The 23,475-nt window shown below is 44.4% G+C and carries 22 protein-coding genes; 12 read left to right on the forward strand and 10 right to left on the reverse strand.

What is annotated here, in order from left to right:
* Positions 1-61: 61 nt before the first annotated feature.
* Entirely contained in the window at positions 62-1,468 is a 1,407-nt protein-coding gene (gene glnA, locus CTT31_RS00865) for a glutamate--ammonia ligase (protein WP_260491785.1), read from the reverse strand.
* 592 nt (positions 1,469-2,060) lie between these two features.
* Between glnA and typA the strand changes: the two genes are divergently transcribed.
* On the forward strand, positions 2,061-3,881 hold the full coding sequence (gene typA / locus CTT31_RS00870) for a translational GTPase TypA (protein WP_010374470.1): 1,821 nt from the start codon (positions 2,061-2,063) through the stop codon (positions 3,879-3,881).
* Between the two features lie 106 nt (positions 3,882-3,987).
* On the opposite strand, the gene CTT31_RS00875 is transcribed toward typA, so the two are convergent.
* The 5 genes from CTT31_RS00875 to CTT31_RS00895 all read right to left on the reverse strand — a co-directional run bounded on the left by CTT31_RS00875 (position 3,988) and on the right by CTT31_RS00895 (position 11,258).
* Positions 3,988-4,836 (reverse strand): CZB domain-containing protein, encoded by an 849-nt coding sequence (locus CTT31_RS00875; protein ID WP_260491786.1) that lies wholly within the window; start codon positions 4,834-4,836, stop codon positions 3,988-3,990.
* 41 nt (positions 4,837-4,877) lie between these two features.
* The gene (locus CTT31_RS00880) at positions 4,878-5,975 is read right to left on the reverse strand and encodes an ABC transporter substrate-binding protein (protein ID WP_039494740.1); all 1,098 of its coding nucleotides are present in this window, start codon (positions 5,973-5,975) and stop codon (positions 4,878-4,880) included.
* Complete coding sequence (locus CTT31_RS00885) at positions 5,956-8,025, reverse strand: tRNA(Met) cytidine acetyltransferase TmcA domain-containing protein (RefSeq protein WP_260491787.1); 2,070 nt, start codon at positions 8,023-8,025, stop codon at positions 5,956-5,958. The genes CTT31_RS00880 and CTT31_RS00885 overlap by 20 nt, the downstream gene beginning before the upstream one ends.
* Positions 8,003-10,168 carry a DNA helicase II gene (uvrD, locus tag CTT31_RS00890; RefSeq protein ID WP_211859028.1) on the reverse strand — a complete coding sequence of 722 codons (2,166 nt, stop codon included), beginning with the start codon at positions 10,166-10,168 and terminating at the stop codon, positions 8,003-8,005. Before uvrD ends, CTT31_RS00885 begins: the two co-directional genes overlap by 23 nt.
* Positions 10,169-10,313: 145 nt before the next feature.
* On the reverse strand, positions 10,314-11,258 hold the full coding sequence (locus tag CTT31_RS00895) for a chemotaxis protein CheV (RefSeq protein WP_260491788.1): 945 nt from the start codon (positions 11,256-11,258) through the stop codon (positions 10,314-10,316).
* A 122-nt stretch (positions 11,259-11,380) separates the two neighbouring features.
* On the opposite strand from CTT31_RS00895, the gene CTT31_RS00900 reads away from it, so the two are divergent.
* Entirely contained in the window at positions 11,381-12,460 is a 1,080-nt protein-coding gene (locus CTT31_RS00900; protein WP_211859029.1) for a potassium channel family protein, read from the forward strand.
* Positions 12,460-12,642: a hypothetical protein gene (locus CTT31_RS00905; protein ID WP_010374482.1), complete on the forward strand. Its 183-nt coding sequence runs from the start codon at positions 12,460-12,462 to the stop codon at positions 12,640-12,642. Before CTT31_RS00900 ends, CTT31_RS00905 begins: the two co-directional genes overlap by 1 nt.
* Here CTT31_RS00905 and CTT31_RS00910 read toward each other — a convergent pair.
* Positions 12,639-13,100, reverse strand: coding sequence for an EVE domain-containing protein (locus CTT31_RS00910; protein WP_211859030.1), 462 nt, complete (start codon positions 13,098-13,100; stop codon positions 12,639-12,641). The genes CTT31_RS00905 and CTT31_RS00910 overlap by 4 nt on opposite strands.
* Positions 13,101-13,253: 153 nt before the next feature.
* Between CTT31_RS00910 and tesB the strand changes: the two genes are divergently transcribed.
* From tesB to CTT31_RS00935, 5 genes are all read left to right on the forward strand, one after another.
* Positions 13,254-14,111: an acyl-CoA thioesterase II gene (tesB, locus tag CTT31_RS00915; protein WP_045989393.1), complete on the forward strand. Its 858-nt coding sequence runs from the start codon at positions 13,254-13,256 to the stop codon at positions 14,109-14,111.
* Between the two features lie 333 nt (positions 14,112-14,444).
* Positions 14,445-15,113 carry a CsgG/HfaB family protein gene (locus CTT31_RS00920; RefSeq protein ID WP_260491789.1) on the forward strand — a complete coding sequence of 223 codons (669 nt, stop codon included), beginning with the start codon at positions 14,445-14,447 and terminating at the stop codon, positions 15,111-15,113.
* Positions 15,114-15,149: 36 nt separating this feature from the next.
* Complete coding sequence (locus tag CTT31_RS00925) at positions 15,150-15,494, forward strand: DUF4810 domain-containing protein (protein ID WP_211859032.1); 345 nt, start codon at positions 15,150-15,152, stop codon at positions 15,492-15,494.
* Between the two features lies 1 nt (position 15,495).
* Positions 15,496-16,155: a DUF799 domain-containing protein gene (locus CTT31_RS00930; protein ID WP_211859033.1), complete on the forward strand. Its 660-nt coding sequence runs from the start codon at positions 15,496-15,498 to the stop codon at positions 16,153-16,155.
* 75 nt (positions 16,156-16,230) lie between these two features.
* The gene (locus CTT31_RS00935; RefSeq protein WP_260491790.1) at positions 16,231-17,031 is read left to right on the forward strand and encodes a VOC family protein; all 801 of its coding nucleotides are present in this window, start codon (positions 16,231-16,233) and stop codon (positions 17,029-17,031) included.
* Here CTT31_RS00935 and CTT31_RS00940 read toward each other — a convergent pair.
* Positions 17,028-17,756, reverse strand: coding sequence for a transporter substrate-binding domain-containing protein (locus tag CTT31_RS00940; RefSeq protein ID WP_260491791.1), 729 nt, complete (start codon positions 17,754-17,756; stop codon positions 17,028-17,030). The genes CTT31_RS00935 and CTT31_RS00940 overlap by 4 nt on opposite strands.
* Before the next feature lie 157 nt (positions 17,757-17,913).
* Between CTT31_RS00940 and CTT31_RS00945 the strand changes: the two genes are divergently transcribed.
* The 3 genes from CTT31_RS00945 (at position 17,914) to CTT31_RS00955 (ending at position 21,372) form a co-directional block, all read left to right on the forward strand.
* Entirely contained in the window at positions 17,914-18,579 is a 666-nt protein-coding gene (locus CTT31_RS00945; RefSeq protein WP_010607904.1) for an SDR family oxidoreductase, read from the forward strand.
* A gap of 87 nt (positions 18,580-18,666) precedes the next feature.
* The gene (locus tag CTT31_RS00950) at positions 18,667-19,038 is read left to right on the forward strand and encodes a hypothetical protein (RefSeq protein ID WP_010374501.1); all 372 of its coding nucleotides are present in this window, start codon (positions 18,667-18,669) and stop codon (positions 19,036-19,038) included.
* Complete coding sequence (locus CTT31_RS00955; protein WP_260491792.1) at positions 19,039-21,372, forward strand: fatty acid cis/trans isomerase; 2,334 nt, start codon at positions 19,039-19,041, stop codon at positions 21,370-21,372.
* 38 nt (positions 21,373-21,410) lie between these two features.
* Here CTT31_RS00955 and CTT31_RS00960 read toward each other — a convergent pair whose 3' ends face one another.
* Positions 21,411-22,037, reverse strand: coding sequence for a peroxiredoxin-like family protein (locus CTT31_RS00960; protein WP_260491793.1), 627 nt, complete (start codon positions 22,035-22,037; stop codon positions 21,411-21,413).
* Positions 22,038-22,151: 114 nt separating this feature from the next.
* Between CTT31_RS00960 and CTT31_RS00965 the strand changes: the two genes are divergently transcribed.
* A complete protein-coding gene (locus tag CTT31_RS00965; protein ID WP_017219351.1) occupies positions 22,152-22,772 on the forward strand; it encodes a dUTP diphosphatase in 621 nt (206 codons plus the stop codon).
* Here CTT31_RS00965 and yrfG read toward each other — a convergent pair.
* Entirely contained in the window at positions 22,769-23,428 is a 660-nt protein-coding gene (gene yrfG, locus CTT31_RS00970; protein ID WP_260491794.1) for a GMP/IMP nucleotidase, read from the reverse strand. The two genes, CTT31_RS00965 and yrfG, sit on opposite strands and share 4 nt — an antisense overlap.
* Between the last annotated feature and the right edge of the window lie 47 nt (positions 23,429-23,475).

The raw sequence follows: 23,475 nt of genomic DNA on the forward strand, positions 1-23,475 counted from the left end.
TAATGAGTTTTGGCTCTACAAGCTCAATACGGCAGTATTGAGCGTAGTAGTCGGTTAGCGATTAAACGCTGTAGTACATTTCGAACTCAACTGGGTGAGTTGTCATGTTTAATTTTTCAACTTCTTTCGACTTAAGTGCGATATATGCATCGATTAGGTCGTCAGTGAATACGCCACCTTGAGTTAAGAACTCACGGTCAGCATCTAGAGAAGCAAGCGCTTCATCAAGTGATGCTGCAACAGTTGGGATTTCTGCTGCTTCTTCCGCTGGTAGGTCGTATAAATCTTTATCCATTGCATCGCCAGGGTGGATCTTGTTGCGGATACCGTCAAGACCAGCCATCAACTGAGCTGCGAAAGCTAGGTATGGGTTCGCGGCAGGATCTGGGAAGCGTACTTCGATACGACGACCTTTCTCTGATGGGATCACAGGGATACGGATTGATGCTGAGCGGTTACGTGCTGAATATGCAAGCATAACTGGCGCTTCAAACCCTGGTACTAGACGCTTATAAGAGTTTGTTGCTGGGTTAGTGAATGCATTGATTGCTTTAGCATGCTTAATGATACCACCAATGTAGTAAAGCGCTTCTTCAGATAGGCCGCCGTACTTGTCGCCTGCGAAGATGTTCTTGCCGTCTTTAGCAAGTGATTGGTGACAGTGCATACCTGAACCGTTATCACCAACAATTGGCTTAGGCATAAAGGTTGCCGTCTTACCGTATAGGTGAGCCATGTTGTGGATAACGTACTTCATCTCTTGGATTTCGTCTGCTTTAGTCACCATAGTATTAAAGCGAGTCGCAATCTCATTTTGACCAGCAGTTGCTACTTCGTGGTGGTGCGCTTCAACAACGTGGCCCATTTCTTCAAGTACTAAACAAGTAGCTGCACGCCAATCATTAGACGAATCTACCGGTGCTACTGGGAAGTAACCACCTTTTACGCCAGGACGGTGGCCTGTGTTGCCGCCTTCGTAGTCTTTGTCTGAGTTCCAAGCTGCTTCTTCAGCATCGATTTTGTACATTGAGCCAGACATATCAGTTTTAAATTTAACATCGTCAAACAAGAAAAACTCTGGCTCTGGACCGAATAATACGGTGTCTGCTATACCCGTTGAACGCATGAACTCTTCAGCGCGCTTAGCTACTGAACGTGGGTCACGCTCATAACCTTGATGTGTGTTTGGCTCAACCACGTCACAACGAACGATAAGCGTTGTTTCTTCTGCAAATGGGTCTAGCTTAGCGCTTTCTGCGTCAGGCATAAGTACCATGTCAGATTCGTTGATGCCTTTCCAACCAGCGATAGATGAGCCGTCAAACATTTTGCCGTCTTCAAAGAAGTCTTCATCGGCTTGATGATGTGGGATCGATACGTGTTGTTCTTTACCTTTTGTATCTGTGAAACGTAAATCAACAAATTTTACGTCGTGCTCTTTAATAAAATCTAAAACCGATTGTGACATGTGTCCTCCGACTCGTTGGGTTATTTTTTGCTGCAATGTACTGCAATTGCACACAGATAAGCTTGATCTGTGCCATGTTTTTAAGTTTTTGATAAATAGTGACTTTTAACTTTCTGGAAATTTAGGAGTTAGCTTGATGCACTAATTTGGTGCGTAAATGTTTCATTATGGTGCGCAATGTTGGTGCAAGCGATTCCCTGTGATAGCCGTTTTCGCTTAATGAGCATTGGTATAGTTTAAGAGTACAGATAAAGCAAAAACAACTTTTGGATCTGTGAAGTAAAAAGCCCAAAGTTACAGGGATCAAATTTGTCGACAGATGAAAATCCTCTTTTGGCGTTGAAACTCTTACATATATGGCGGGAATAACAAACCCTCTGCAAAAGCTTAAAAAGTAGTGCTAAAGCCACACTAGGTTGTTGATTTATGCGCGCACCAATAAGGATTATTGAAAAAAATGTTGGATAAACTTTCATCTGTCACATTAATAGTAGATAATACGCGACCTTTAATTCTCAATCGGGCAATCTCAACGCGCATTTTTGCGTAGATCGACTAGGATCACTGAGGGCCAACTTCACTGAGTAATAATATGAGCATCGAAAAGTTAAGAAATATCGCGATTATCGCGCACGTAGACCACGGTAAAACAACGCTTGTAGACAAGCTACTTGAGCAATCAGGTACACTACAGCAGCGCGGTGGTAATGAAGAGCGAGTGATGGACTCAAACGATCTTGAAAGAGAGCGTGGTATCACCATCCTTGCAAAAAATACCGCAATCAAGTGGAACGACTACCGTATCAATATCGTAGATACTCCGGGACACGCCGATTTCGGTGGTGAAGTAGAACGTGTTCTTTCGATGGCTGACTCAGTATTACTACTAGTTGATGCACAAGAAGGTCCGATGCCACAAACGCGTTTCGTAACGCAAAAGGCGTTTGCTCAGGGTCTTAAGCCAATTGTTGTAATCAACAAAATCGACAAGCCGGGCGCTCGTCCTGATTGGGTAATGGATCAAGTTTTCGATCTATTTGATAACTTAGGTGCAACTGACGAACAGCTAGACTTTAAAGTGATCTACGCATCAGCAATCAACGGCTGGGCAACACTTGACCTAGATGAGCCGTCTGACAACATGGAACCAATGTTCCAAGCTATCGTAGACGAAGTTGAAGCGCCTAACGCGGATCCTGAAGGTCCGTTCCAGATGCAAATTTCTCAGCTTGATTACAACTCATATGTTGGTGTTATCGGTGTTGGCCGTGTCACACGTGGTTCAGTTAAACCTAACCAACAAGTGACTATCGTGGGTGCTGATGGTAAGACGCGTAACGGTAAAGTTGGCCAAGTACTGGGTTACTTAGGTCTTGATCGTCACGAAGTTGAGCTAGCAACGGCGGGTGATATCATCGCAATCACAGGTCTTGGTGAGCTGAAAATCTCTGACACTATCTGTTGTCAGAATAATGTTGAGGCATTACCGCCACTGTCAGTTGATGAACCAACAGTAACAATGACTTTCTCTGTAAACACGTCACCATTCTCAGGCCAAGAAGGTAAATACGTAACTTCTCGTAATATCCTTGAGCGTCTAGAAGCTGAGCTTGTGCACAACGTTGCATTACGTGTTGAAGAAACGGATAACCCTGATAGCTTCCGTGTATCTGGTCGTGGTGAACTTCACTTAGGTATTCTTATCGAGAACATGCGTCGTGAAGGCTACGAGATTGCTGTATCTCGTCCAGAAGTAATCTTGCGCCATGTTGATGGTCAGCTAGAAGAACCGTACGAAACAGTAACAATTGACTGTCAAGACGAGCACCAAGGTTCTATCATGGAGCAGCTTGGTTTGCGTAAAGCAGAAATGACTGACATGTCTCCAGACGGCAAAGGCCGTGTGCGTATGGACTTCATGATGCCTGCACGTGGTCTAATTGGTTTCCAAACTGAATTTATGACGTTAACGTCTGGTTCTGGCTTGATGTACCACACGTTCTCACATTACGGTCCACACAAAGGCGGTAACATCGGTCAGCGTAAGAACGGTGTACTAATCGCTAACGCAGCAGGTAAAGCGCTAACAAACGCACTATTTAACCTACAAGAGCGTGGTCGCCTATTTATCGGTCACGGTGTTGAAGTGTACGAAGGTATGGTTATTGGTATTCACAGCCGTGATAACGACCTAACGGTAAACGCGCTTAAAGGTAAGCAGTTAACCAACGTACGTGCATCTGGTACTGATGAAGCACAAAACCTTGTGCCACCTGTTGTTATGTCTTTAGAGCAAGCGCTTGAGTTCATCGATGACGACGAGCTTGTAGAAGTAACGCCTGAAAGCATCCGTATTCGTAAGAAATTATTGACTGAAAGCGAGCGTAAACGCGCAAGCCGCCAAGCTAAATAATAGTTGACCTGGACTTGAGATAACAACTTATCTCAAAGGCAGGTTATTTAGAATACAAAAAACGCCGCAATTTTTGCGGCGTTTTTTTGTGCTCCATTTGCTAACTCTAAAATAAGCCGTACTCTTCCGTTTCTTCTGGCTCATAGCTTTGTAAATGTTCAGGGCGGAAAATGGCGCTAGGGTCAATCAATACGCTGTGGCGTTTTCCCATCTTGACCAAGCCTTTCATCAATTTTTTGGTTTGCGCATCTATTTCAAAACCAATACTGGTCATTTCCTGCAGTGATTTAATATCGCTTTCATCACAGTGAACGTTATCTTCTACCTTATCGACAAGCAAACCGATATGCGGACTTTGGCCATCTTGAGTGGTAAAGACGATGATAGGTTTATGGTCGAGCATGATCTGATCACGAGCGGATTCAAATAATCGCATGAGTTTATTAAAAGTGGTGCTCTTTTCGCGAGCGAGAGTATCTATAGCCTCTTGTTTGTGTCCCTGTGCACACATCACTAATAGTTTATCTGCTAATGAATGTAGTTTTGCATGCGGTTCTTCGAAGCGTTTTAGAAGCGCTTTGAGGTCGTCATTTTCAGTTTTGAAGCCGTAATACCACTGCCCGAAAGCACATTGTTTTGGATCTTTGGCTTTAGTGAAGGGGACATCGTTAAAAATGCTTGCTTCGAGTGCGACAAGCCATTCTTTATGATCTTGCTCTTGCTGCTTTAGCATGCTGACCAATTCTTGATTGGTTTCGTAGGACGAGCGCTTGTTCAATATGATCCCTAAATCAAAAATAGGGGTCGGTACGCCCATGTAATCTTTGACACCCAAAAAGCTGGGGTTGTCATTGGGTAAATCCGTTAAATTTTCTTCGTAGCGTTCAGTTAATAGAATATCGAGGATTTGCAGTGATATTGTTTTTTTCCCGACGCGAAAGTTAATTAAATCCATGTCAGCCTCGCATATGGTCAGTATCAACTAAGCATAGAACATTATTGGAAAAAGGAGCGGTAAACTGGCAATTTCTTTTGCGCTGGCTGGAGCATAAATACCTCTCGAATAACGGAGTTATGCTCCAACTCCTGTTGTAATGCGTTTAGCAGACAATCGCTATCAATGGGCAGCTCACATTGCTGGATAGCAGTCGTCAATAAGTAGGCATTGAGATAGCCCTCAAAAACCTGTTCGTTATGGGAAAGTGTGGTATTGCGAACTGCCTCGCGAAAAGTATCACAAAGCTTGCCCTTGCAAATCGCAGGGTCGGGTACAACTTCGGTGACTAAAACTTTGGGCTTACCTTTGAGTCTGGCAAACAGCTCATTTGAGGAAGCAAATGAAACCGTTGCGTATTGTGTTTCAAGGCCAACCTCCATGGCGCGATTAATAAACTTAGACAGTGGCGTGTAGGTGCCTACCATCGCGAAGCCTTCTATTTTATACTGCTGTGCTTGTTCAAGGGCTCGTTCAATATCATCGGTATTACGTCTAAAACGCGTTACCACAACGGGTTTTAATCCATGTTCCGCAAGCGCTCTGGTTAGGCTTTTTTCTACGGTTAGACCAAATTCATCGGCTTGAATGAGTAAACCCACCCGCTTTAGCTTTTGTTCATCGATAAAGTAGCGGATGATATCTTGTGCTTCTTTATTGTAGCTAGTGCGGAGGTTGAAGACATTAAATGTATGTGGTTCTTGAAGAAACTCAGCGCCAGTATATGGCATAAGAAAGGGAACCTTAGAGTGCTCTAAAATCGGCTTTATGGCATAAGATGTGGGGGTGCCCATTACGCCAAACAATGCATCGACCTTATTTTCGTAAACGAGCTTACGAGCATTGGTTACGGTTTTGTGTGGCTCATAGCCATCATCCAACACCTGCAACTCAATCGCAGCTGCACCGTTCGCTTTGTGCTGATTATAAAAGTTAAAGTGTAGCTCGGCACCCGCTTTCAGTTGTTGACCGATCTCTTTTGCGGGCCCTGAAAGGGCAGTAGACATGCCAATTTTCACCACAGATTGAGCGGATACTGTAAAATTCAGTACAGCAGAAGCAAAAACGAATAGTAAAAACTTAACACCGAAAATACTCATATACTTGCTGCACTGTCTCTCTTAGCGTTGTGGTGAGGGCCTTTTTACCAGATAATCCAAGCAAATTAAGTACGACTTGGGTCGAATGTTGCTGTAATATTAGACGAATTACTAATGCTTTGGAAACTTTAGTTAAGTTTTTAAGTAATCGAGGATCGGTTGTGATCAGCTGCCATATAAAAGGACATACTTGTTGCTCAACCGGATTGCTGTTACGTAAATAGTGCAAATAATCCAGCTGCTCATTAGTTATATGTTCAAAGGGTAAGGTCGCTAATAGCGCGCTCACCACCTCAGTATCTAGTTGTTGATAGTGCGAGCGTAACTGATAGAAAAAAGCTTGTTTGAATACTCGAGTATAGGTGTTGCCTATGTCGCCTCGGACTTTTTTGAACATCAAAAGCGCATACTCACCACTGGCCTTATCTTGCTTAAAACCCAGTTTCATTGGCTGATAGTGTCGTTGTGACCAAAACGAAAGCAATGGCGCTGTAAGGCCAAAACTGGTTCCTATGTAACTGATATCTTCAGGTAATGTGGTTTCAAAGAACGCCAGTAGGCGGCGGCCAACTCCGTGCTGTTGTACATCCGGGTGCACGGCTATTCTAACGACTCTTGCGCTTTTTTCGGTGACAAACCGACTATCACCAAAACTTGTCGTTAGCTGCTGCGCCATGAGATGACCTGCGGGTCTTCGCTTTCCTGCTAGAATATCTTCTGCGAGATCTGAAGCGAGTCCGCCTTCGATGACAGCAAGGCAAATTCCTACTAGCTTGTTATTGCAAAATGCACCTCGTAAATGCAGATCGGGTGCATCTAACAATTGCCTTAAATCATCCACGCTGGTTTGATAATGCGCTAATACGAGCAGTGAAAAAACTTGCTCAAGTAACGAGTTATTTTCTATCAACTCACTCTGGGAAATAGCACGCATTGTGGTTGATGAAGTGAGTATGGGTGATGTCGCTTTACACTCGAGTACAAATAAATCCCTGATCTGCTGCTCCAGTGGATCATTCGATGCGTAACGAATAGGAGTCGATAAGGTGAAATCAAGATAACTTGGGTAATGTGATTCTAAGTAGCGTTTAAACCGTAAGGTGTAGCCTCTACCATTACCCTCATAACCAACTAAGGTGCTGGAAAAAATGCAGCGAAAGCCAAGTTGAGCAACTTGTATTAAAAATGGAACTGGCAGGGCGGCTGCCTCATCCACCAAAATAACCGTATTGCTATCAAGTGTAGAGGCTTGTTGTAGTAACGCATCTGGTGCCACATAGCTGAGATTAGCCAGCTTCTTCGTTTTTACATCAACCTCGGTATTGAGTGCTTGAGCAAGCATGCTAAAGCAACTATGCAGAGCATGAAGGTGGCGGCTACAAATAACAAATTGTTGCGTAGGATGCTTTGATGCCAAGAGACCTAATAGCGCGCTCTTTCCCCTGCCTCTATCAGCGCTCAGCAATACAGGTGTTTGCTGGTTTTCCAATGCTGTGGAGAGTTGTGTCAGTACGTTTTTTTGCTCCTCAATACCACAAACCGCTGAACTTGCAGCAAGATACGCTGAGGGCAGTTGAGCTCCAAAGTGCTCACTGATATGCCAAGCTGGTTGTTGCTGCCAGAGTTGCTGCCACCTTTTTAAAAAGTAGCTATGTTTGGGCGTTTGTCCCTCAGAGCACCAGCGGGTAATTGCAGGGTCTAGCCAGTGGTCGAGTTCATCTAACTCGGGAAGTAACAACAGCAGTAAGCCGCCTGCCTTTACTGTGCCCGCAGCAGCTGCGATTTTGTTAGGCACAATACCACTAAAGCCGTCGTAGACTAGGTTGCTAAATTCTTGTCCGAGTATTTGATGTAAATGCTCGGGCCAAACGGCATGTTCTAATGTCTTGTTGCTACTTAGGATAAGGTTATCATTTGAGTTTGCTAATAGCTGCTGGCACTGCGTATAACACCAAGCTTGGCTACCAGTGATAAGCATGAGTTGCCGATGGCGGGCATCGGCAAGCTGAGAACGTAATAGTGGCAGATTAGAGAGCTTGAAGTCTTGCATAGGCGGTAACTAACCACTTACTACCAACATCATCAAAGCTAACCTGGATGCGTGACTGAGCACCTGCACCTTCATAGTTAAGCACTGTGCCGGCACCAAATTTGGCATGGAGGACGCGTTGGCCTAAATTAAAGCCGCTATCTTCAAAGGTCGCGTGACTGATTGATGGGCTGAATCGACCCGAGTTAGCCGGACGAGAAATTTGCGTTTTAATCCGGATTTCTTCCATGCAGTCTTCAGGAATTTCACGTAAGAACCTTGAAGGGCTGTGATGTTTTTCTTGGCCATACAAGCGGCGACTTTCTGCGTGGCTAATGTATAGCTTATCCATGGCACGCGTCATACCGACGTAGCACAAACGGCGCTCTTCTTCCAAGCGGCCCGACTCTTCATTACTTTGCTGCGATGGGAACATGCCTTCTTCGACCCCAACCATAAAGACCAATGGGAACTCGAGACCTTTGGCCGAGTGCAGCGTCATCATTTGTACCGCGTCTTCGTGCTCGTCAGCCTGACCTTCGCCTGCCTCCAAAGAGGTATAGGCTAAAAAGCCTTGTAATGGTGAAGTAAAATCTTCATCGATAGGCAGCTCATACTGACCACAAGCACTGATCAATTCTTCCAAGTTTTCCACTCGAGCGCGGCCTTTTTCGCCTTTTTCGGCTTGATACATTGCCATGAGACCTGACTGCTCAATGGCTGTCTGCGCTTGTTGTGCCAGTTCAAGCTCGGCAATTTTATCGTCGAGCTGCTCGACTAATTCAATAAATTTTGTCACCGCCGTAGCAGCTCTTCCTGCTAAATGCTTTTGCGCAAGCACGGCTTTGGCTGCATCCCAAAGTGAGAGTGATTCGTGACGCGCACAATCGCGAATATGGCTTAACGTTTTATCACCAATACCACGGGTAGGCGTGTTTATCACACGCTCAAATGCCGCGTCATCATTGCGATTGCTGATTATACGAAGATAAGACAGGGCATCTTTAATCTCTTGGCGTTCGAAGAAACGCATACCGCCATAAATACGGTATTTTAACCCTTCTTGAAGCAAGGCTTCTTCTAACACTCGGGACTGTGCGTTGTTTCTGTAGAGTACAGCGCTGTCGCTGAGCGCATTGCCAGCCTGTAACCAAGATTTAATTTTGCCAACCACAAAGCGTGCTTCATCAAGTTCATTAAAAGCGGCGTAAATTGAAATTGGCTCGCCTTGGTTACCGTCGGTCCAGAGACTTTTCCCCATTCGCTCGGCGTTGTTTTCAATGAGCGCATTGGATGCTTTTAGAATGGTTGCAGTAGAACGATAATTTTGTTCAAGTCGGATCGTTTCGGCGTTAAAGTCGTCCAGAAAACGTTTGATGTTTTCTATTTTTGCACCACGCCAGCCATAAATACTCTGGTCGTCATCCCCTACGATCATGATATTGTTGTCACTACCTGCAAGCAGGCGGAGCCACAAATATTGAATGCTGTTGGTATCTTGGAACTCGTCCACTAGCATATGGCGGAAGCGTTGTTGATAGTGACGTAGCAAGGTAGGTTGTTGCTGTAATAGCTCGTAGCAGCGCAATAGGATCTCGGCAAAATCAACAAGACCGGCTCTATCACAGGCATCTTGGTAAGCACTATATACATTCAACATCAGCTGTTCATTGACATCGTATGCTTGAATATCTTTGGGTCTTAATCCTTCGTCTTTACGCGCGCTGATGTACCAGCTTAACTGCTTGGGTGGCCACTTTTTCTCATCGATATTCATGGCTTTGAGCAAACGGCGGATCATTCGTTGCTGATCATCGCTATCTAGAATTTGAAATGATTCTGGTAATTTAGCTTCACGGTGATGAGCGCGTAACATGCGGTGAGCAAGGCCGTGGAAAGTGCCTATCCACATACCTCCAACAGGGCCATTGAGCGTCGCTTCAACACGAGCACGCATTTCTTTGGCTGCCTTATTGGTAAAGGTTACCGCGAAAATACTAAATGGAGAGGCGTGCTCAACTTGCATAAGCCAAGCAATACGATGAACGAGTACTCGTGTTTTACCTGACCCCGCACCTGCGAGCACTAACATGTTTTGCAGAGGCGCGGCGACTGCATCGCGCTGTTTGTCGTTGAGGCCGTCGAGTAATTCTGATACGTCCATTGCTTTGCCTATTTGCTCAAATGATGGCAAGTATACCGAGTCGTTGCCGTAAATCCCAGCATATCGCAAAGCAAACCTAACCGAGTAAAGGTAACATCATGATTTATAAAGAAACATAAACTGGTTTTTTATACAGTGTTTATATTTATTTTTGCAAAACGTCCTTCAAGCGATTTTGTACCTCTGTTACCAATAAATCGGGTTGGAATTTTGATAGAAACGCATTACAACCCACTTTTTCGACCATGGCATGATTAAAGCTGCCACTGAGTGAGGTATTGAGAATGACATAAAGGTCTTTCAGGCGACTGTCATTGCGAATTTCATAGGTGAGTCGATAACCATCCATAACCGGCATTTCTGCATCGGTGATCACCGCAAGTAACTCTTTTTGTACGTCGATACCTTCGTCGGCCCAGTGCTTTAACACATTGAGCGCCTCTTGGCCGTCAGTCGCTGGGATGATTTCTATGCCCAATTGTGCCAAGGTATCGGCAACTTGACGACGAGCAGTCGGCGAGTCATCGGCATGTAGAATTTTACGGCCATGAAACTCGTTGATGATATCTTTATCTAGAATGTCTTGCGGGATCTCAACTTTGTACTCAACGATTTCGGCAAGTACCTTTTCTACATCGATAATCTCAACGATGTGTTCAACGCCGTCACGTTTGATTTTAGTCAGTGCGGTGAGGTAGTGATTGCGGCCAACAGACTTGGGGGTTGGCATAATATCGGACCACGTAGTATTGACGATTTGGTCAACTTTACCAACTAAGAAGGCCTGCACTGAGCGGTTGTATTCTGTGATCACTAGGTTGCAGTCTTTGTCTCGGTCGCATGGCGGCATGCATATCGCTTGTCGTAAATCGATAATCGGAATAGACTCGCCACGAATATTGGTTACGCCACATACTTTTGGGTGTGCATTGGGCATTTTATTGAGATGAGGGAGCTTAACAACTTCTTTTACCTTGAAGACGTTGAGCGCAAAAAAGTGGCGGCTATGAAGATGAAACAATAGCAACTCAAGGCGGTTTTCACCCACCAGTTGTGTGCGTTGATCTACTGAGGCCAATACGCCAGCCATGTTAACCCCTCATTACTTCTTGTAACCTTTTCTAAGACTATATCAAAGAAGTCGATATGTCGTGTTGTTTTTTGGCTAAAATCTGCAGTAAGGTAGCAGTATGTATTTGATAGGGAAGCAATATGCCTATAATTTTTAAGCGTTTAGTTGTTTTGATGCGGGCTCATGTGGATAAGGCCAGCTGGCAACTGTTATTTATGGCAACGCTCATTCATATGTCGGTGACTTGGGGGTTGTTATGGCTCAGCAATGAATCGGCATTATTGCCACTGAGCACGTTCTTTTATTACTACGTAGTGACGACTTCAACAGTTGGCTACGGAGACTTTAGTGCAACAACGGATTTTGGCCGTTTAGTCGTTGCCATTATACAGATCCCATTTGGCCTTGCGCTATTTGGTGTGTTATTGGGAAAAGCTGGACAATTTGTGACGTATTGGGTGAGAAGAGGCATGACAGGGGAAAAAGACTTTGCACATTTGCAAAACCACATCGTAATTTTTGGTTGGCATGATGTGAGAACGAAAAAAATGGTGGACTACATTTTAGGTGACAATAAACGCGAAGATAGAAAAATCGTATTAGCCGTCACCGAGGCCATGGAGCATCCGCTGTTGAGTTATCCGGAAGTCGCATTTGCGCGTTTAACCAGCTTTACTGATGACGAACAGCTAAGTCGGATTAACATCGAGCGGGCTGACAAAATCATCATTGATGGCGATGATGATAACCAGACATTTACCACCGCGCTAAAGCTTAGCCGGGTAGTAAAACTCGAAGCTCATATTAGCGCGCACTTCTTGGACGATAGCAAAGCACTGCTTTTAAGAGAGCATTGTAAAAATGTTGAATGCTCAGCATCTATGTCTGCGGAAATCTTAGTGCGAGCAATGCAAGACCCAGGCTCAAGCCGAGTACAAGAGGAATTGCTGTCGACGCTACACGGCGATACGCAATTCAGCTTAGCCTTACCAGCAGAGGTAAGCTGTTTAACCTTTGGTGATATTTTTGGTTATTTTAAACAGCATCATGATGCGACGTTGCTCGGTGTTGCGCACGATATAAATGCACTAGACATGGATCTAAACCCACCTTTGGATTACAACATCACAGGGGGAGATATTTTGCACTATATTGCACCGCAACGGGTGCTAGCATCAGAGGTTGACTGGTCATCACTATGTTCGAAGAACTCTTCTTGATGATTGCTGTTGTGTGCGCTTACTTACTTCCTGTCGCTTTAGTTGCAGGAAGCAAGCGCAGCAAAGGGCATGAAAAAAACGGCTGGCTGATAGGAACGCTACTATTTTCTTGGGTCGCTTTACTGCTATATATCAGCATAGTGCCTAAACACGGGCGACAAAAAGGCAAAGCAAAACGTTAGCTTTGCCCCGACATCTCCAAAATAATCTGCCACTCAGGTTCGATGATGGGCATGATGGATAACCGTCCCCCTTTTTTTAAAGCCAGCTCGGTGAGCGCAGTGTTGGCTTTTATCGCCTGCAGGGTCACCGGGCGTAGGTGCTGCTCGTATGCTAGAGTGACGCCTACCCAGCGAGGGTTATCGGTGCTTGATTTGGCATCATAATAATCACTGCTTAAGTCAAATTGGTGTGGATCTGGCTCTGCTGCTTTCACCACTTTGGCAATACCGACAACCGCAGGCACTTTACAGCTTGAGTGGTAAATAAACACTGAGTCACCTACATTAACCTCGTCGCGCAGGAAGTTTCTTGCCTGATAATTACGAATTCCCTCCCAAAAAGTTTGCTGCTCAGGCGCGTTTTTTAAGTCATCAATGGAAAATGCATCGGGTTCTGTTTTAAACAGCCAATAAGCCATATGGGTTAGTCCAATAGTTTGAGTTATGATGTATTATACTCATTTGAGCAATGTACTTGGTTTGCTACCAGTCCGAGTCTTACTTGGATTTGGTAAAAGTATTATCTCATTATAACGACTATCGCCAGTTCTACTAGACGTTCGGAGTGCAACATGAGTCAAGTGTTACAAAATCTGTTGGATTTACTCAGCCTTGAAGAAATTGAGCAAGGGATATATCGAGGTCAAAGCCAAGACCTTGGTTTTCCTCAAGTGTTTGGAGGTCAGGTGATGGGGCAGGCGTTGTCCGCAGCAAAATACACCTTACCAGAAGGGCGCTTTGTTAACTCGCTGCACTCTTACTTTTTGCGTCCTGGTGATGCGAGCAAGCCCATTGTCTACGATGTCGAAAACATTCGTGATGGTCGCAGTTTTAGCACTCGTAGGATCAGTGCCATTCAATATGGTAAGCCGATATTTTACATGACAGCCTCTTTCCAAGGGGATGAGCCGGGCGTTTCTCATCAATCTTTGATGCCGGATGTGCCAGAGCCTGAAACGTTAAAGTCATCACTCCACTTTTATCAAGAACATGCGGACCTCATTCCAGAATCTCTTCGAGCGAAATTTACGCAAGAAATGCCGCTGGATATGCGCCCTGTAAACTTTCAAAATCCATTTAAACCTAAAAAACAGGACCCGGTGAGAAATGTTTGGTTTAAAGCCAATGGTGAGATGCCGGACGACAGAAGGATCCACAACTATTTGCTGGCTTATGCCTCAGATTTTGAATTTTTACCAACAGCACTACAACCACATGGTTTGTCGTTTATGCAGCCAAATATGCAAGTTGCGACAATAGACCATGCGATGTGGTTCCATCGTCCGTTTAGAATGGATGAATGGATTTTATATAGCGTTGATAGTCCGAGCGCGTCTAATGGCCGAGGCCTAGTACGAGGTCAATTTTTTAACCGCCAAGGAGAGTTAGTTGCGTCGACTATTCAAGAAGGTGTGATGCGCCAACGCTAATTTGTTGGAAAGTGTATTGCGCTTTTTAACAGTAATCTTGCTTGGTGCTTTGTGCAGCACTAAGCAAAGCACAAACTTATAAATTCATAACGCTTTGTTGTAGAAAGTTTTTTGTTTTTTTGATGGCCGTTTCTATAGTCGTCTGGACTACTTTTTCCGGTGCTGTATTCGGTTTGATTTTGCACTATCTTTAAAATTCTAACTAGATGTAGCGTTATTGCATTTTTCCCAAACAAAAATTAACACTAAAGTCAGCTAAATTTATCTACATTGTTATTAACAAAACGAATCGTCGCGTCACAGACAGACGCACATGACTCTAGGAGAATGATAATGAATAAACCGCTCGCCACAGTAATTGCATTGACGTTTGTCGGATTAACCGCGGGTTGCGCAACGGAAGCATCAAGAACGGTAGAAGCACCAAAAGTGGCCTCATATAATCAAGTTTACAATGGCCCAAAAAGCCAGTTAGCGGTTGGTAAATTGCAAAACCATTCAGCTTTTCACAATGGGGTGTTTAGTTCAGGACCGGACCGCTTGGGCTCTCAGGCTAAAACTATTCTGACCACCCATTTACAGCAGAGTAATCGCTTTATTGTTTTAGATAGAGAAAACATGACAGAAATTGCCCAAGAAGCTGGATTTACTGGCGCAAAACAAAGTATTAAGGGTGCTAACTTTGTGATCACGGGAGATGTTTCTGAGTTTGGTCGAAAAGAAGTAGGTGATAAACAATTATTCGGCATTTTAGGTAAAGGAAAATCGCAAATTGCTTACGCTAAGGTAAATCTGAATATCGTTGATGTGACTAGTTCAGAAGTCGTGTACTCGGTGCAAGGTGCTGGAGAATACAGCTTATCTAATCGCGAAGTGGTTGGTTTTGGTGGCACTGCAGGGTATGACTCAACGCTAAACGGCAAGGTACTTGATTTAGCCATTCGTGAGGCTGTCAATAACTTGGTTAGCGGCATCGAGAAAGGCGATTGGAAGCCTTTATAGACAATTCCCACAGCTAATCTAAACCTCAGGTAAATTATGAAGCAAACGGTATTTGTGGCGACTTTACTATTGATATTGTCTGGGTGTCAGAGTACGACACCACAATATTATTACGGTTCTTACGAACGTAACCTCTATGAGTTCTTTCGAGGTGATGGGCAGTCGCTTGAGCAGCAGATCAGTCAGTTAGAGTCAAGCATAGCGCGCGCCGAAGTAAAGCAGATCAGTCCCGCACCAGGCATGTATGCGCATCTCGGTTACTTATATTTGATGCAAGGGGATGACAGCAAAGGTTTTGCGTATTTTGAACAGGAAAAACAACTGTATCCTGAGTCCGGGCAATATATCGACTTTTTACTAAAAAATGCACAGGGAGAATAAGATGAAATGGATTAAAGCGAGCTTGGTGCTTTTGACTTTTGCCTTATTGAATGGCTGTGCGACAGCACCTAAACAGGATTATAGTGCCTTTATCCAAAGCGATCCTAAGTCGATACTGGTGTTACCGCCTATCAATAATTCCAATGAAATTGTTGCACCTTTTGGGGTTATGGCGACGGTGGTGAAGCCACTTGCAGACTCTGGCTATTATGTTTTTCCAGTATCTTTGGTCAATGAGACTTTTAAAAATAACGGCTTAACTGTGGCTCATGATGTTCACAGTGTCGCGATAGACAAGCTCTATGAAATCTTTGCTGCTGACGCTGCTTTATACATAGAGATTCAAGATTATGGTACGTCATACGTTGTATTAGATAGTGACACTACCGTAGCGCTATCGGCAAGGTTGGTTGATTTAAAAACTGGCCAAGTAATTTGGCGTGGTAAGTCAAAAGCGTCAAGTAGTGAAGACAGAGATGACCGTGATAACAGTTTGGCTGGAGCATTGATTGGCGCGGTACTAAATCAGGTGATTGAAAGCACTTCAGATAAAGGATTCGAAGTTTCACAGAAAGCATCACAGAGATTATTATCAGCGGACTCAAGCAATGGTTTGCTTTATGGCGTGCGCTCACCTAAGTATGGGCAAATTGAAAAATAAGCCATATTTTGACTACGCTTTCTTATCGGCTGATTGCTGCTATATTCATTAGACTTTGATTGACAGGTGATCCCCATGGCAATAATTAGTGAATTTAGACCCGGTTATTTTTGTTGGATTGAATTGTGTTCAAGCGATTGGCAGTCAGCAAAACCCTTCTATAGCCAACTATTTGATTGGCAAATTCTTGACCAACCCATTGGTGAAGATTGTTATTACACCATGTTGCAAAAAGAAGTCGATGATGTCGCAGCGATGTATCAGATGACCGCTGAACAACAACAGGGAGGCATGCCTAGTCACTGGCTTGCTTATGTGGCGGTAGACAATGTCGATGAATGTCTAACCAAAGCCAACGAACTCGGTGCTGAAGTGCTTGCAGGCCCTCATGATGTCCCAGGGGCAGGGCGGATGGTAATGTTAAAGGAGCCAGGTGGAGCGGTGTTTGCGTTATGGCAAGAGGGTGGTCATATTGGGACGCAACGTCATCTTGAAGCGAATACTCCTTATTGGTTTGAGCTAGTGAGTAAAAACAGCGCCAAAAGTTGTGACTTTTATTCAGCATTATTTGGGTGGCGAATAGAAGTTAAAGACATGGGAAATATGGACTACACCTTATTCAAAGTAAATGAGCAACCTGTCGCCGGCATGTTAGAAATGACGACAGAGTGGGGTGAAGACATTCCTCCGCACTGGATGATTTACATTGCGGTATTGGACTGCGATAGTAAAGCTGAATTTGCCCAAAAGCTTGGCGGAGAAATTTGTGTACCGCCGACAGATATACCAGAAGTGGGTCGCTTTAGCGTGATAACCGACCCTCAAGGGGCGGTATTCTCTATCATAGAATCTGCCATGGATGATATTTCAACTTAATGCATTTCTAATTCAATCACTTTGCCATGGCAAGTGGCAAAGTGACCTGAGAGTTTACTAAAGATAATGTCGCGCTCGCCACTGCTATTTAGCTGCTTGATAGACGCAGTTAATTTCGGCAGTAGGTCTTGGTGTTTGCGATTGATATAGTGATAAATAGGATAACTCGCATCTCGTAGCCTACGCACATAAACCGCGGCGAGTCCTGACTGACATAGCGCACCAAGCGCAAATAAGTCATCAGCTAAAATTTGTTCTACATGACCTTTTTCAAGCGCTTGAAACGCAGAAACGTCGTTAGAAACCGCATTACAGGTCAACTTCTTACGCTGACAAACTTGCTCCGTTATTAAACTGCCTTGTATTACCACATAGTCTTGCTGGGTCGACAAAGTACAATGCTCCTTCTTGAGACAAAACACCGCCATTTGCACGGTTACAAGTGGTTCGGGTATTTGCAGTAAGTTAGGATAGGCATTTGCAATAGCGCTAGTGCGTCCTGCTTCCGCATCATAAAACCCTTGATCTACATATTCTAATCCGCGCTCACTGGGTAACACGACGAGTGTGGGGGTGATATCCAAAAGTGCGTATATCTTTTGCATGAGTTGCGCGATTTGCTGTTGGCCAAGCTGATAAGCGACCAGCTCACTGACATTGATTTGGTAGGCGAACGCCGCCTTGTGGATAAAGAGAAGCAAGAGGGTGCTAAGTGCGAGTTTCACAACATACCCTTACGGTTGTCAGAGTTATAACTGTAGCAAAGTTGTCAGAAAGTGAAAAAGTACATCATAAAAATGAATTCAGTCGAGATTGACCTTGAGTTTAGTAAACTCATACCAATTGTAATAGTTTGAGCATAAAAATCGTGAGGAGAAGGATATGACACTACATGTTTTGGTGACCGGTGCTAACCGTGGGATCGGATTAGAGTTTTGTAAACAATACTTATCTCTAGGCTGCAAAGTAACTGCGGTTGTTCGCAAAGCATCGGCAGAACTAGAATCTCTAGGCGTGGATATCATTGAAGATATCGATGTTGCGACGGAAAATGGTGCGAAAAAGTTATTGGCGGCATTGGGCTCGGAGAAGATAGACATTCTTATTAATAACGCTGGGGTATTTCATAATGAAACGCTAGCGGAAATGGATTTTGAAAATATCGACCACCAATTTAACGTTAATGCGTTAGGACCAATTCGAGTTACTCATGCACTGCTCGATAACCTCAAAGCAGGTAGTAAAGTTGCCATGATCACAAGTCGTATGGGCTCGATTGCAGATAATGGTTCTGGTGGTTACATTGGTTATAGAATGTCGAAAGCAGCATTAAACGCGGCGAGTGTGAGTATGGCTCACGAGCTGAAAAACCAAGATATCGCTGTTGGACTATTCCATCCAGGCTTTGTACAAACGCAGATGGTGGGATTTGCAGGTGATATTGGTCCAGATGTTGCGGCGGAACGTTTAATTAAGAGAATTGAACACCTAACTATCGAAAACAGTGGTGGTTTTTGGCACTCCAATGGCGACACGCTTCCTTGGTAATCAAGCTGGGCGCATCGTCGCCCCCTTTTCAGCCATCAGCCATCTAACTGTGCTAATATAAAGCAAATACTCAGATGGTAACCTTTGATGGAATTACAACAAGATACCCCATTGTCACTGCCGCTTTTTTTGTTAGACGACAACATCGAGAATCGTGATATCGACTCTCCAGATGCTGAAGTATCAGTGATGTTGAGTGAGAACCTCCTTGCTCATTTGTGCCAAAACCCAAAAGAAGATGAGAATATTAGCTTGCATATTGATGACTATGCGCTCAACAACATTAGTACGACAGTGACTGAGTTGATAGGGGCAGAGCATCAGTTGCAATTGCTCATTAATCGCGGGCCTATTCTCAGTGCTGTGCTGAGCACCAGTAGCGATGCATTATTTGTCTCGCCTCCAGTAGAAATGATGCCGACTTTTGATCTTGGGCTGGATGACGACGAGGGCGAGTAAATGTCTAAACGTGTACTGTTTTGTGCGGTGGTTGTCGCCGTGCTTTCTGGATGTGTGGCTTTGGGTGTGTCTAAATATGATGATATGTTTGGACCAGAGCAACCCCAAGCACGAATCGAACAATATCACCAAGGCGGTGCACGTTACTTACAAAGCGTGAAGCCCATTTTGGAGTCGCGTTGTGTGGTTTGTCATGGTTGTTATGATGCACCTTGCCAGCTCAAACTGTCATCTCCAGAAGGAATAGATAGGGGATTGTCGAAGGAATTAGTGTATGACGGCACGCGGTTGTTAGCTCAAACACCAACCCGGCTGTTGTTTGACGCCCAAACTACGACACAGTGGCGTGAGCGTGGTTTTACCCCAGTGCTGAATGAGCGCAATCAATCTGAATACAGCAACCTAGCTGGAAGTGTGCTTTATAATAGTTTGCTGTTAAAAATGTCTCATCGTTTTCCTGAGCAAGGCATCTTGGGTAAAGAGTTTGATTTCTCTTTAGATAGAACGCAGTCTTGCCCAACCATGGATGAATTTTCTACCCTTGCGAAACAACAGCCTCATGCGGGTATGCCCTACGGCTTACCAGCGCTCACGCAGGATGAATTCAAAACCTTGGAAGCATGGCTGCAAAGTGGCAGTAAAATGAGCCAGATTGCGAAGCCAAGTGTTGCAGCACAAAAAGAAGTGAAGAAGTGGGAACAATTTCTTAATCAGGACTCGAATAAACACCGCCTTGCCGCGCGTTATATATTTGAGCATTGGTATTTAGCCCATATCCACTTCCCTCATCTGGATGACCCTGCGTTTTTCCAATTGGTACGCTCAAGCACACCGCCCGGTCAGCCAATCGCGCTGGTGAGCTCGGTGCGTCCGTTTGACGATCCTAAGATCGATAGGGTGTATTATCGATTGATGCAAGTGCGCAGTACTATTTTGTCAAAAACTCACATGCCACTGGCATTGAACGACGCTAAGCTATCACGGTTACATCAGCAATTTTATGCAGCGGATTATCACGTGGATGAACTGCCAGGATATGAGCCAGAGCTTGCAGCAAACCCATTTAAGGTATTCAAAGATATTCCGGTCAATTCTCGTTATCAATTTATGCTGGATGAGGCAGAGTTAATTGTAAAAGGCTTTATCAAAGGCCCTGTATGCCGAGGTCAAATAGCGCTTAACGTCATTAACGACCATTTTTGGGTGGCGTTTGTTGATCCTGAAAAAAATAGTAATGAAGCGGTGAACCAGCTGCTGCTTAAACATGATGAAGATTTGGTGCTACCTGCGGCTGAGCAAAGTAATGCGTTACCGCTTTCCAGTTGGGCTAAATACGCCACTAAGCAGCAGGATTACTTACGTGCTAAAACTGAGCTTGCAGATAAGATGTTTGCCGATGGGCAGCGCCTCAATATGGACTTGATTTGGCGTGGTGAGGGGGAAAACCCGAATGCAGCATTAACTATCTTCCGTCATTTTGATAGCGCAACGGTGGTTAAAGGTTTTATTGGTCAGCCTCCCAAAACAGCTTGGGTATTAGACTATGCTTTGTTCGAGCGCATTCACTACTTGCTGGTGGCGGGTTTTGACGTGTATGGCAACATTGGTCATCAGCTGATCACACGCTTATATATGGACTTCTTGAGGCTTGAAGGTGAGCAAAACTTTTTAAATTTACTGCCACTTAGTCATCGTCAGGAAATTAAACGCTATTGGTATCGTAAGTCACACTTGAGTTTAAGTGAGTTTATCAATCGCAAATCACTAATCGGTGCGCCAACGGGGATAAAATACGAAACGGACGATCCAAAGCAAGAGCTGTATGACAAATTGCATGCTGTGCTGAAGCCCGTTCTAAATAGGGATTATGACTATCAAGCCGTCGGCAAGCCATTGCAGGCACTCAATAGCATGTCCGTTAGGGCGATTAATTTGCTTCCTCAGGTCTCGTTTATTATTACTAAGCAAAGTGACGGTTCACATCAAGCGTTCTCGCTATTACACCATAATGCCCACTACAACATCTCCAGTTTGTTAAATGAAGAAGGGCAAAGAGCGTATACCGAAGATACAGCGACGATTGTGCCAGGTTTTATCGGAGATTACCCAGAGGCAATTTGGTATTTAGAAAGCGAGGCAGCACAAGAGGACTTCGTCTCATCATTTAGCCAAATGAATAGTGAGTCTGATTACCGAGCGCTACGAGCGCAATATGGGATCCGCAGGACTCACCCAGAGTTTTGGCGTTACAGTGATTTAATCCACGATATTGCCAAGCAAACACGTGGCGTTGAATATGGGTTATTTGATTATAACCGGTTAGAAAATCGCTAAAAATGGAGTCTTCGGACTCCATTTTTTATGTGCTTTTCCTATAGTTGACTAGCTGCTTTTACCGCGGCTAGTAGCACACTTTCATCCAATCTCACTTTGTAATTTGGGTTTGCATATTGAAATTGGATCAAGCCTTTCTTATCGACTACAAATACCGCCGGCACCGGCAAGGCAACTTTATCGTTCCCTTCAAAATCAACAAAATTTACGCCCAATTTGTTGCGATAAGCAAGGGCTGTCTTATCATCTAGAAAATAGGCGAGACCTAACGCTTGGCTCATACGCATCTCGTTATCAGACAACAGTTGGTAGTGAGAGGATTCAATTGTACTTTTTGCCAGCGCCTCAGGTGAGTCTGGTGCGATAGCAATAATCTGTGCCCCTATTTTAACAAGCTGTGGTTCAATTTCTTGGATCCCCGCGAGCTGTCTTGAACAGTATGGACACCAGCCACCACGATAAACCACCAGTACGGTGGTATTTTCTTTATAGCGTGTCGCGAGGTCGACAGTGTTACCTGACTTATCTTTGAGTTGTAATGCAGGGGCATCAATGCCAGGAAGGAGTGGGCTCACTTGCTCAGGTGCTGCGGCGATATTAGTGATTTCAGCTGCGCTGACAAAGGCTGAACAAGCCAAAGCGAGCGATAAAATAAAATGACGCATAAAAAGTTCCTAGGGTTTCAAGTTGATATCGACTCAGAAGACCTAAGCGCTGGCGAAAATCTTTCACTTCGGTATGATATCGCTCGTAATTGATTTCCATGAAGAGAGAGCACAATGTCTGCAAACATCACTAAGCTTGTGGTTATGCTAGAAATGCAACATGCCATGAACACCAAAGTACACCAACAATGGTTTGAACAAGGGTTTGAATGGTACCGCGCAATTTGGGTTGAGTGTGCAGAAATGCTAGATCACTACGGTTGGAAATGGTGGAAAAAGCAAACGCCAGATACTGAGCAAGTGATTTTAGAGCTAGTGGATATTTTTCATTTTGGCTTGTCTTTACGTATCGATGGCGAAACATCATTTGAGCAACTAGCGACTCAATTAGAGGCTGAGTTGGCAAAGCCAACTACCGCAGAAGACTTCAAGGAAACCCTTGAATTACTTGCAAGTGCGGCTGTAACCAAACGCGAGTTTGATGCCCATGCGTTTGCGGGTTGTATGCAGCAAATCGGGATGTCTATTGATGACCTATACCGTGGATATGTCGGTAAAAACACGCTTAACTTCTTCCGCCAAGATCATGGCTATAAAGATGGCTCTTACATCAAGGTATGGAATGGCCAAGAAGATAACGAACACCTAGTCGAAGTGGTGAAAAGTCTAGATACAGCGCACCCAGACTTTAAAACACACGTGTACGACGGCTTAAAAGCTCGCTACCCAGCTTAATCTATAATAGGTAGCAAGGTACGGTAATCGGAGACTGAGAGATATTCAGTGATCTCTCGTTCTGGTTGCCGACTATCAGGATTAGCAACGGCAAGCAAATGGCCAATACCAAACTCTTTCGCAGCATTTAATACACTAATGCTATCGTCCACAAATAAAGTGCGGGACTTATCAAAGCCCAAATCACGCTCTACTTGTTGCCACAACGTCTGACTTTCCTTACTTACGCCATATTCATGGGTTGAAACCAATTTGTCGAGATACTTATCGAATTGGGTACGCTCAATTTTCAAACTTAGACTGTTTGGGTGAGCGTTGGTCAACAAGATAAGCTGTTTTCCACTCTCTCTTAAGGCCTCTAAAAACGCTGGTACATCCTCACGAATGGAGATCAAGTGTTGCACTTCACGTTTAAGCTCCATAATGGGTAGCTGTAGTTGCTCCTGCCAATAATCTAGGCAATACCATTCTATCTGGCCCATTACCGCGTCATAACGGGCGAGGATGTCGGCCCTTGCAGCCTCAAGAGTTAAGCCTTGACGTTTTGCGTGTGCCTTAGGCACAACGTCGAGAAAAAAGTGATTATCAAAATGGAGGTCGAGTAATGTGCCATCCATATCTAACAAAACGGTATCGATATTTGACCAATTTAGCATAGGCATTTAACTTCAAAGGCTTTATGATTAGGTTATTCGCCATGATA

This window comes from Pseudoalteromonas maricaloris (genome assembly GCF_024746855.1).
In the GTDB taxonomy this organism is placed as follows: Bacteria; Pseudomonadota; Gammaproteobacteria; order Enterobacterales; family Alteromonadaceae; genus Pseudoalteromonas; species Pseudoalteromonas maricaloris.